Source organism: Streptosporangium sp. NPDC006930, assembly GCF_040635605.1.
Lineage (GTDB): Bacteria > Actinomycetota > Actinomycetes > Streptosporangiales > Streptosporangiaceae > Streptosporangium.
This window is the reverse complement of record NZ_JBEYID010000021.1, coordinates 147,302-157,087: the sequence shown is the minus strand read 5'-3', so window position 1 is coordinate 157,087 and position 9,786 is coordinate 147,302. Positions and strand designations below refer to the sequence as shown.

Below are 9,786 nucleotides of genomic sequence, written 5' to 3'. Positions count from 1 at the left end.
GAGCACACCTTCACCCACGAGGTGAAGGACTTCGTCGAGGCGATCACCTCCGGTGTCGCCCCGGCTCCGTCGTTCGACGACGGGTTGAACGTCCAACGCGTGCTGGCCGCGGTCGAGCGCAGCGCCGCCGACCAGAGCCGCCTTACATCTGTGGAGGGAATATGAGCAGGCCGATCACCTTGTTCACCGGCCAGTGGGCCGACCTGCCGTTCGAGGAGGTCTGCCGTCTCGCCTCGGGCTGGGGGTACGACGGCTTGGAGATCGCCTGCTGGGGCGACCACTTCGAGGTCGACAAAGCCCTCAGCGACGACGACTACATTCCCCGCAAGCAGGAGATGCTCGCCAAGCACAACCTGAGCGTCTACACCATCTCCAACCACCTCGTCGGCCAGGCCGTCTGCGACAGCCCCATCGACGCTCGCCACCAGGGCATCCTGCCCGCCCGCATCTGGGGCAACGGCGATCCCGAGCAGGTCCGCCGCAACGCCGCCGAGGAGATCAAGAACACCGCCCGCGCCGCCGCCAAGCTCGGCGTCGACACCGTGGTCGGCTTCACCGGCTCCTCCATCTGGCACACCGTGGCCATGTTCCCCCCGGTCCCGCCCCAGATGATCGAAGACGGATACGCCGACTTCGCCGACCGCTGGAACCCCATCCTCGACGTCTTCGACGAGGTCGGCGTCCGCTTCGCCCACGAGGTCCACCCCAGCGAGATCGCCTACGACTACCACACCACCGTGCGCACCCTGGAGGCCATCGGCCACCGCCCCGCGTTCGGCCTCAACTGGGACCCCTCCCACATGGTCTGGCAGGAGATCGACCCGGTCGCCTTCATCCTGGACTTCGCCGACCGCATCTACCACGTCGACTGCAAGGACGCCAAGGTCCGTACCGGCGACGGCCGCCGCGGTCGGCTCGCCTCCCACCTGCCCTGGGCGGATCTGCGTCGCGGCTGGGACTTCGTCTCCACCGGGCGCGGCGACGTGCCCTGGGAGGACTGCTTCCGAGCTCTCAACGCGATCGGCTACAACGGGCCGATCTCCATCGAGTGGGAGGACGCGGGGATGGACCGCCTGGACGGCGCCCCCGACGCCCTGGAGATCATCCGCAAGCTCAACTCCATCACCCCGCCCTCCACCGCCTTCGACGCCGCTTTCTCCTCCGACTGAGTCGGCCGACCCCAGGTCTCGGGACCGAGAGCCTGGGGCCTTCCGACCAAGAGGATCTTCCGGCCGACGGCTTGGCAACGGAAAGCCCCGGACGGACCTCTGAGGAACAGGAATCGGACAGGAGCCCGGGCCGTAATTCTCGGCCCGGGTCCTCGGCCGATGTCTCTGACAGAAATCCCTGACTTAATTTCATGAGTTGTTTTCATGAGTTGAGCTGGTCTGACGGAAACACATGGCCCTGAGGCATATATCCGTAATATCCGCATAACGTACGATTCCTTGCACAAGCGGGTCGGACCGTAAGATCCGGCCCGTCGCGGGGTCGTCTCCTTCGTTCCAACGACCACGTAGTACCCGCCGACGACATCCCCTCCGACCGGACGGCCGCGACGGATGTCACCGGCGCCGTCCGGCCCCGGCCGGGCGGATGAAAATCGTCATCCCCCAGGAGTCGACTCACCACAGGAGGCCAGATGCGTACGGGAGTGTGGCTGGTAGGAGCACGAGGCTCCGTCGCCGTCACGAGCGTCATCGGAGCGCTGGCGGTACGCGCCGGTCTCGCCCAGCCGACGGGCTGCGTCACGGAACTCCCCCAGTTCCGAGGCGCCGGACTGCCGGGGCTGGGAGACCTGGTGTTCGGCGGGCACGACATCGTGCCGACCCCGCTGGAGAAGAAGGCGGCCGCGCTGGCCGGAGCCGGGATCGTACCGGCCAGGCTGCTCGAACCCCTGCGCGACGAGCTCGCCAGGGTCGAGGAGAACCTGAGGCAGGTGCCGGTCGCCGAGAACCAGGCCGCGACCGCGGAGCTGATCGGCGCAGACATCACCGAGTTCCGGCTGCGGCACGATCTGGAACGGGTCGTCGTCATCAACGTCTCGACCACCGAGCCCGCCCTCGAGCCGCGTCCGGCGCACGCCGACCTGGAGCTGCTGGAGGCCGAGCTGGCGGGTTCCCGGGACCTGCTGCCGCCCAGCGCCCTGACGGCGTACGCCGCCTTCCGCGCCGGCTGCCCCTACCTGGACTTCACCCCCTCGACGGGCGCCAGGCTGCCCGCTCTGGACCGGCTCGCCGACCTGATGGGACTGCCGTACGGGGGGCACGACGGCAAGACCGGCGAGACGCTCGTCAAGTCGGTGCTCGCCCCGATGTTCGCCCAGCGCAACCTCCGGGTTCGCACCTGGTCGGGGATGAACCTCCTCGGCGGGGGAGACGGCGCCAACCTCGCCGACCCCGCGGCCAACGCCGCCAAGGCCGCCAGCAAGCAGCGGGTGCTGGGCGAGACGCTCGGCTACACCCCGCAGGGCGAGACCCGCATCGAGTACGTGGAGGACATCGGCGACTTCAAGACCGCCTGGGACCTGGTCACCTTCGAAGGGTTCCTGGGGACGTCCATGCGCATGGAGTTCAGCTGGCACGGCTGCGACTCCGCCCTCGCCGCGCCCCTGATTCTGGATCTGGCGAGGCTCACGGCGGCGGCGCACCGCCTTGGCCGCACCGGGCCGCTGGGCGAGCTGGCCTTCTTCTTCAAGGACCCGCTCGGGGAGGCACCGCACGCGCTGGCCGACCAGTGGCGGGTGCTGCTCGCGTTCGCCGACACCCTCGGAGAAGGGGAGCGGGTCTGATGCCGTCGCCGCGCGACTTCGCGGAGCTCGTGCGCGCCCCCGCCGCCCTCTCCGTCCCCGGTGACGTCGTCGCGGGAGCCGCCGCCGGCCAGGTGCTGGGCGGTAGGACCCTCGGACTGGCGTGCTCCTCGGTCTGCCTGTACTGGGCGGGAATGGCCGCCAACGACTGGGCCGACCGCCACCTGGACGCGGAGGAGCGCCCGGAGCGGCCGATCCCCTCGGGCCGCGTGTCGCCGGGCGCCGCGCTCGGCGTGGCCGCGGGGCTCACCGTCGCGGGTCTGGCGGCGGCCGGGCTCTCCGGTGGACGCCGAGCCCTGGCGGTCGCCGTCCCGCTCGCCGCCGCCGTCTGGTCGTACGACCTGGTGGCCAAGAACACGGTGGCGGGACCGCTGGTGATGGCGCTCTGCCGAGGCCTCGACGTGCTGCTGGGTGCCACCCCGGGACGGAGCGTCGCGGACGCGCTGCCCTCGGCTCTCACCGTCGCAGCCCACACCTACCTGCTCACCGCGCTGTCGCGCGCCGAGGTGTCCGGCTCGGACCGGAGCCTGCCCGCGGCGACCCTGGCCGGCACCGTCGCGCTCGCCGTGGCCACCGCCCTGGGGCGCGGCGACACCTCGTCCACTCCGCAGACCGTGCGTGCGGCGCGGGTGGTGCGGGCCGTGCAGGCGGGACTCACCGGCTGGTACGCCGCCAGGTTCGGCATGTCCCAGGCTCAGGCGGTCGCCGAACCCTCGGCCTCCCGGCTGCGGGCCGCCGTCGGCACCGGCATCGTCGCGCTGCCCGCTCTGCAGGGCGCGCTCGTCGCCCGCAGCGGCGCCACCCGCGAGGGGATCGCGGTCGCGGCGGCCGTCCCGCTCGGCCGGGCCCTCGCCAGGAAGGTCTCTCCCACATGAGCCCCGGTGGCACCGAGACGAGCGCAGAGACGAGCGCAGAGACGAGCGCTGAGACGAGTGCCGGGCTGAGGTTCGGCTACGGCACCAACGGGTTCGCCAACCACCGGTTGGACGACGCGCTCCGGGTCATCGCGGACCTCGGTTACCAGGGGGTCGCCCTCACGCTCGACCACGACCACCTGGACCCCTACGAGGAGGGACTGGCCCGCAGGGTCGCGGCCGCCGCCGACCTGCTGCGCGATCTCGGCCTCGGCGTGGTCGTCGAGACCGGGGCCCGCTACCTGCTGGACCCCTGGCACAAGCACGCCCCCACGCTGCTGCACGACGAGCGCGAGAAGCGCCTGGACTTCCTGAACCGGGCGGTCGCGATAGGCGCCGACCTGGGAGCCGAGGCGGTGTCGTTCTGGGCGGGCGTGCGCCCGGAGACGGTCGACGAGGCCACGGCCTGGGCCAGGCTCGTCGACGGCTGCGCCCGTCTCGCCGAGACGGCCTTCGCCGCCGGGGTGCCGCTGGGCTTCGAGCCCGAGCCCGGCATGCTCGTCGAGACGATCGCCGGATGGCGCAAGCTGCACGCCGAACTCGGCGAACCGCCGGGGTTCGGCATCACGCTGGACATCGGCCACTGCCGCTGCCTCGAACCCGAGACGGTCCCCGACTGTGTCACGGCCGTCGCCGCCCACCTGGTCAACGTGCAGATCGACGACATGCGCCGAGGGGTGCACGAGCATCTGGAGTTCGGCGAGGGGGAGATCGACTTCCCGCCCGTGCTGCGCGCCCTCGCCGGCTGCGGCTACCGGGGCCTGGTCGCGGTCGAGCTGCCCCGCCACTCGCACGCCGCGCCCCAGGTGGCCGCCCGATCCCTGAACTTCCTGCGTACCGCCGCCGAAGGGACGAACGCATGACCTCCGAACCCGGTAACCAGACGGACAGCCTGCTGGCGGCGCTCGGCCAGGAGTGGCTCGCCGACGCGCGCGCGACCGTCGCCGCCAAGCCGGGAAGTGTCACACGGCACTTCGCCGCCGCGGGACGTCGCGCCGGACGGGCACCGTTGCCGGACGCGCCCGGCTGGAGTGCCGACGAGGCGGCGAGGGCCGTCCTGCTCGCCGCGCTCCCGCCGGAGGAGGCGGCCGGGCAGGCCGCCGACCTCTACCGGTACGGCGACGCCGACGAGAAGCGCGCCGTCCTCAAGGCCCTGCCGATGCTGCCCGTCGGCGCGGAGGCGGTGCCACTGCTGCTCGACGCGATCCGCACCAACGACACCCGCCTCGTGGCCGCCGCACTCGGCCCGTACGCCCGCCACCTCGACCAGACCATGTGGCGGCAGGCGGTACTCAAGTGCGTGTTCATGGGCGTGCCGCTCGCCGCCGTGGACCGGCTGGAGGAGCGGGCCGACGCCGAGCTGGCCGGGATGCTGGCCGCGTTCGCCGAGGAACGCACCGCCGCCGGACGCGACATCCCCGAGGACGCGACCGCACTGCTAGACCGTCTGACCAGCGAGAAGGAGGCATGATGCGGATCTTCGACCCGCACATCCACATGACGTCACGCACCACCGACGACTACGCCAGAATGGCCGCGGCCGGGGTGCTCGCCATCGTGGAGCCCGCCTTCTGGCTGGGCCAGCCCCGTACCAACCCCGGCTCGTTCACCGACTACTTCGACTCGCTGATCGGCTGGGAGCCGTACCGCGCGGGGCAGTTCGGCATCGCGCACCACGCCACCATCGCACTGAACCCCAAGGAGGCGGGGGACCCGCGCTGCCGGCCCGTGCTGGACCTGCTCCCGCGCTACCTGGAGAAGGACCGGGTCGTCGCGGTCGGTGAGATCGGTTACGACTCGATGACCCCCGAGGAGGACGACGCCTTCGAACGGCAGCTCGCGATGGCCGTCGAGCACGAGCTGCCCGCGCTCGTGCACACCCCGCACCGCGACAAGGCCGCCGGCACCCGGCGCACCCTCGACGTCGTCGCCGCCTCGGGCATCGAGCCCGGACGGGTCGCCGTCGACCACCTCAACGAGGTCACCGCGGGAATCGTGCACGACTCGGGCTGCTGGATGGGCTTCTCCATCTACCCCGAGACCAAGATGTCGCCGCCCCGCATGGTGGAGATCCTGCGCGAGCACGGTCTGGAGCGGGTGCTGGTCAACTCCGCCGCCGACTGGGGCGTGTCCGACCCGCTGCTCACCCTGGAGACCGGAAGGGCGATGCTGGAGGCCGGGTTCAGCGAGGACGACGTCGACCGGGTGCTCTGGCGCAACCCCGTGGAGTTCTACGGCCAGTCGGGACGCCTGGACCTTTCCGAGGTCGCCGGGGCGCGGGAGGCGACGTTCGAGGGCAGCTCCATCAAGCGCGGAGGGTCTTGATGCGGCTGCTTCACCCCGGTGGGCGGGCGTTGCACCTGAGCTACTGCACCAACGTGCACCCGGCCGAGGACCTCGGCGGTATCGTCGGGCAGCTCGACACCTACGCGGTGCCGATCCGTGCCCGCCTCGGCGCCGACGTGCTCGGGCTCGGGCTCTGGCTGGCCGCGCCCGTCGCCGCCGCGCTCGCCGCCGACCCCGGGCTGCTGGCCGGGTTCCGCCGCGAGCTGGACGCGCGGGGACTGGAGGTCGTGACGCTCAACGGCTTCCCCTACCGCTCGTTCCAGGACCCGGTGGTCAAGCAGGCGGTCTACCACCCCGACTGGACCACTCCGGAACGGCTCTCCTACACCCTCGACCTGGCGCGCGTCCTGGCCGCCCTCCTGCCGGACGACGCCGCGAGAGGGTCGATCTCCACGCTCCCGCTCGCCTGGCGCGACCCGTGGGACGAGGACATGTCCCGCCTCGCCATGCGCAGGCTCGACGAGCTCGCCGGCGGGCTCGCCGCCGTCGAGTCCGCCACCGGCCGCGTCATCCGGGTGGCGTTCGAACCCGAGCCCGGCTGCGTGGTGGAGACCACCGACCAGGCCGTACGTGCTCTGTCCGGTGTCGACACCGACCGGCTCGGCATCTGCCTGGACCTCGCCCACCTGGCGTGCGCCTGGGAGCGGCCCGCCGACGCGCTGCGCCGGTACGCCGAGGCGGGACTGCCCGTCGTCAAGGTCCAGGTCTCCGCGGCACTGGAGAGCGACGACCCGGAGACCCTGCGCGAGTACGTCGAGCCGCGCTTCCTGCACCAGACCCGAAACGCGGCCGGCGACGAGGCCGACGACCTCGACGAGGCGTTCGAGCGGAAGCTGCCCGGACCGTGGCGGGTCCACTACCACGTGCCCCTGCACGTCGCGCCGCAGGCACCGCTCGGCACCACCGTGCCGGTGCTCCGCGAGGCCCTCGCGGAGCTGGTCGGCGGTCCCGAGCCGCTCTGCGACCACTTCGACGTGGAAACCTACACCTGGGGGGTACTGCCGCCCGCGCTGCGCCCGCAGACCCCCGACCGGCTCGCCGCGGGCATCGCCGACGAGCTTGACTTCGCCCGCGCCGCGATGCGCGATCTGGGAGTGAAAGCATGACATCGTTGCTCGTCCTCGACGTGGTGGGACTGACCCCGAGGCTGCTGGCGCACATGCCGAGGCTGCGCGCCGTCGCCGACGGCGGCTTCCAGGCCGAACTCGGCACCGTACTGCCCGCCGTCACCTGCTCGGCCCAGTCGACCTTCCTCACCGGCGTCGCGCCCACCGAGCACGGCGTCGTCGGCAACGGCTGGTACTTCCGCGAGCTGGGCGAGGTGTTCCTGTGGCGCCAGCACAACGCGCTGGTGGGCGGGGACAAGCTGTGGCACGCCGCCCGCCGCGAGCGGCCGGGCTTCACCGTGGCCAACGTGTGCTGGTGGTACGCGATGGGCGCCGACGTCGACTGGACGGTCACCCCCCGGCCCATCTACCGTGCCGACGGGCGTAAGGACCCCGACTGCTACACCTACCCGCCGGGCCTGCACGAGGAGCTCACCGGCAAGCTGGGCACCTTCCCGTTGTTCACCTACTGGGGGCCGGGCGCGGGGATCGCCTCCTCCACCTGGATCTGCCGCGCCACCGAGCAGATCATGAAGGACCACAACCCCGACCTGACCCTGGCGTACGTGCCGCACCTGGACTACGACCTGCAGAGGTTCGGCCCGTCCGACCCGCGCTCGGCCGCCGCCGCCTCCGAGCTCGACACCGTGCTCGCCCCCCTGCTGGACGCCGCCGCCGCGCGCGGGACCACCGTGGTGGCACTGTCGGAGTACGGCATCACCGACGTCTCCCGCCCGGTCGACATCAACCGGCTGCTGCGGACCGAGGGCCTGCTTGAGGTCTACACCCAGGACGGCATGGAGTATCTCGACCCCTGGACGTCACGCGCGTTCGCCGTCGCCGACCATCAGGTGGCCCACGTCTACGTCGCCGACCCCGCCGACATCCCGGCCGTGGCCAAGCTCTGCGCGGGCCTGCCCGGGGTCGCCGAGGTGCTCGACGAGGAGGGCAAGGCGAGGAACGGGCTGGCACACTCCCGGGCGGGGGAGCTGGTGCTCGTCTCCGAGCCCGACGCGTGGTTCACCTACTACTACTGGCTCGACGACACCCGCGCCCCCGACTTCGCCAACCTGGTCGAGATCCACCGCAAGCCCGGCTACGACCCGGCGGAACTGTTCTTCGACCCCGCGGACCCCGGAGCAGCCAAGCGCCGCGCCGCCATGGCGCTGCTGCGCAAGAAGACCGGCATGCGCTACACGATGAACGTGGTCGGCCTCGACGCGGGCGCCCGTGCCATCCGAGGCTCGCACGGTCGTCTGCCGGACAACCCCCTCGACGGCCCGGTGCTGCTCTGCTCGGATCCGTCCGTGGCCAGCGACCGGATCGCCGCCACCGAGGTCAAGGACCTGCTGCTCCAGCTCTCCCTGCGCTGAGCGGCACTTCGACGGCGCCGTCCGCCTGTGCCTTACACCCCCCGGGCGGGCGGCGCTTTCCACTTTCTCGTCAGCTCGCGGGGTGGCGGTCACGGCGGGTGCGGAGCTTGTGGCGGTTGCCGCAGCGGTCCATCGAGCACCAGCGTCGCGCTCCCGGACGGGAGGTGTCGAGAAAGAGCAGCGGGCAGCGCTCGCCGTCGCACACCCTGATCCGGTCGAGGGCCGGCCCGCCGAACACCTCGACGGCGTCGCGGGCCGCGGCGGAGAGGAACTGCGTTCCGGTGACGGGCAAGGCCCAGGAACGCTTCAGGCCGGGGCCGATGACCGGGATGGGCGGCGCCGCCGCGGCGGCCTCGTTCAGCGTGGCGAGGTCGGCCTCGGAGAAGGCGCGCGAGCCCGAGGCGGCGGTCGCGGCGAGCCGCTGGAGGGCGGCGCGCAGGCGGAGGACCGCGGCGAGGTCGTCGGCGGAGACCTGGACGAGGTCGCCGAGGCCCGCCCTGGAGAGCGGTATCCAGGCGGCGAGGTCGCCGGGTGTGTGCAGCCGCTCCCACTTCGCCAGCCCTCCCTCACCTCCGGTGACGAGAAGCTCCAGGCACAGTGTGCCGGCGTCGAACCTGAAGCGCTGCCCGCCGCGGGAGCCGAGCTCCATCACGTTTGCCAGGTTCATGGGTCGAGTGTAACACTGACACCGGTTAAACAGGTGTCAGTGAGAGGGAGTGCGGCGATGAGCCCCGAGCGTGAGCAGGCCGAACGTGAGTCGATCGAGCGTGAGCTGATCGAACTGTCCGAGCGGGCCTGGGAGGCGAACAGGAACGGCGACGCGGAGTTCTACGACCGCCTCCTCACCGAGGCGCCGCTGAGCGTGTCGCAGTGGGGGATCGTCGACGACCGGGAGGCGATCCTGAAGGGGTTCGCCGAGAACCGCAACCCGTACACGCGTACGGATCTGAGCGACCACCGGGTGATCGTCCTGAGTGACGGCAGCGCGGCCCACACCGTCACCGTGGAGATCGACGTGCTCGTCGGCGGCACCGACAAGCAGACCATGAGGGTCTTCGCCACCACCGTGCTGACCCGCCGCGACGGCGAGTGGAGGGCCGCCCTGTTCCAGATCAGCCCGGCCCCCACCGGGTGAGACCCGTCCCTGTCCGGTGACATCGGAAAGCCGAGTCTTCGCGTGGGGCGGCACCGGCCCGATCTTCCTGATCAACGCCCTGTCCTTCGCGGGCGTGCTCGCC

At 71.7% G+C, this 9,786-nt stretch carries 10 protein-coding genes; 9 read left to right on the top strand and 1 reads right to left on the bottom strand.

Going from position 1 to position 9,786, the window contains the following annotated elements; translation table 11 throughout:
- Positions 1–161: 161 nt before the first annotated feature.
- The 8 genes from ABZ664_RS30615 (at position 162) to ABZ664_RS30580 (ending at position 8,548) form a co-directional block, all read left to right on the top strand.
- Complete coding sequence (locus tag ABZ664_RS30615) at positions 162–1,169, top strand: sugar phosphate isomerase/epimerase family protein (RefSeq protein WP_362517310.1); 1,008 nt, start codon at positions 162–164, stop codon at positions 1,167–1,169.
- A 473-nt stretch (positions 1,170–1,642) separates the two neighbouring features.
- On the top strand, positions 1,643–2,791 hold the full coding sequence (locus tag ABZ664_RS30610) for an inositol-3-phosphate synthase (RefSeq protein WP_362517307.1): 1,149 nt from the start codon (positions 1,643–1,645) through the stop codon (positions 2,789–2,791).
- On the top strand, positions 2,791–3,684 hold the full coding sequence (locus ABZ664_RS30605) for an SCO3242 family prenyltransferase (protein ID WP_362517304.1): 894 nt from the start codon (positions 2,791–2,793) through the stop codon (positions 3,682–3,684). The genes ABZ664_RS30610 and ABZ664_RS30605 overlap by 1 nt, the downstream gene beginning before the upstream one ends.
- The gene (locus tag ABZ664_RS30600) at positions 3,681–4,586 is read left to right on the top strand and encodes a sugar phosphate isomerase/epimerase family protein (protein WP_362517301.1); all 906 of its coding nucleotides are present in this window, start codon (positions 3,681–3,683) and stop codon (positions 4,584–4,586) included. The genes ABZ664_RS30605 and ABZ664_RS30600 overlap by 4 nt, the downstream gene beginning before the upstream one ends.
- The gene (locus ABZ664_RS30595) at positions 4,583–5,194 is read left to right on the top strand and encodes an EboA domain-containing protein (RefSeq protein WP_362517298.1); all 612 of its coding nucleotides are present in this window, start codon (positions 4,583–4,585) and stop codon (positions 5,192–5,194) included. Before ABZ664_RS30600 ends, ABZ664_RS30595 begins: the two co-directional genes overlap by 4 nt.
- On the top strand, positions 5,194–6,048 hold the full coding sequence (locus tag ABZ664_RS30590) for a TatD family hydrolase (protein ID WP_362517321.1): 855 nt from the start codon (positions 5,194–5,196) through the stop codon (positions 6,046–6,048). The genes ABZ664_RS30595 and ABZ664_RS30590 overlap by 1 nt, the downstream gene beginning before the upstream one ends.
- Entirely contained in the window at positions 6,048–7,175 is a 1,128-nt protein-coding gene (gene eboE, locus ABZ664_RS30585) for a metabolite traffic protein EboE (RefSeq protein ID WP_362517295.1), read from the top strand. The genes ABZ664_RS30590 and eboE overlap by 1 nt, the downstream gene beginning before the upstream one ends.
- Positions 7,172–8,548 (top strand): nucleotide pyrophosphatase/phosphodiesterase family protein, encoded by a 1,377-nt coding sequence (locus tag ABZ664_RS30580; protein ID WP_362517292.1) that lies wholly within the window; start codon positions 7,172–7,174, stop codon positions 8,546–8,548. Before eboE ends, ABZ664_RS30580 begins: the two co-directional genes overlap by 4 nt.
- A 70-nt stretch (positions 8,549–8,618) precedes the next feature.
- Here ABZ664_RS30580 and ABZ664_RS30575 read toward each other — a convergent pair whose 3' ends face one another.
- The gene (locus tag ABZ664_RS30575) at positions 8,619–9,215 is read right to left on the bottom strand and encodes an ABATE domain-containing protein (protein WP_362517287.1); all 597 of its coding nucleotides are present in this window, start codon (positions 9,213–9,215) and stop codon (positions 8,619–8,621) included.
- 57 nt (positions 9,216–9,272) lie between these two features.
- Here ABZ664_RS30575 and ABZ664_RS30570 point away from each other — a divergent pair, with 57 nt between their 5' ends.
- Entirely contained in the window at positions 9,273–9,683 is a 411-nt protein-coding gene (locus tag ABZ664_RS30570; protein WP_362517284.1) for a nuclear transport factor 2 family protein, read from the top strand.
- Positions 9,684–9,786 lie beyond the last annotated feature (103 nt).

Coding starts and splice junctions, on each gene's coding strand:
- ABZ664_RS30600 (WP_362517301.1), top strand. CDS start 3,681: ATGAGCCCCGGTGGCACCGAGACGAGCGCAGAGACGAGCGCAGAGACG.
- ABZ664_RS30570 (WP_362517284.1), top strand. CDS start 9,273: ATGAGCCCCGAGCGTGAGCAGGCCGAACGTGAGTCGATCGAGCGTGAG.
- ABZ664_RS30580 (WP_362517292.1), top strand. CDS start 7,172: ATGACATCGTTGCTCGTCCTCGACGTGGTGGGACTGACCCCGAGGCTG.
- ABZ664_RS30590 (WP_362517321.1), top strand. CDS start 5,194: ATGCGGATCTTCGACCCGCACATCCACATGACGTCACGCACCACCGAC.
- ABZ664_RS30605 (WP_362517304.1), top strand. CDS start 2,791: ATGCCGTCGCCGCGCGACTTCGCGGAGCTCGTGCGCGCCCCCGCCGCC.
- eboE (WP_362517295.1), top strand. CDS start 6,048: ATGCGGCTGCTTCACCCCGGTGGGCGGGCGTTGCACCTGAGCTACTGC.
- ABZ664_RS30615 (WP_362517310.1), top strand. CDS start 162: ATGAGCAGGCCGATCACCTTGTTCACCGGCCAGTGGGCCGACCTGCCG.
- ABZ664_RS30595 (WP_362517298.1), top strand. CDS start 4,583: ATGACCTCCGAACCCGGTAACCAGACGGACAGCCTGCTGGCGGCGCTC.
- ABZ664_RS30610 (WP_362517307.1), top strand. CDS start 1,643: ATGCGTACGGGAGTGTGGCTGGTAGGAGCACGAGGCTCCGTCGCCGTC.
- ABZ664_RS30575 (WP_362517287.1), bottom strand. CDS start 9,215: ATGAACCTGGCAAACGTGATGGAGCTCGGCTCCCGCGGCGGGCAGCGC.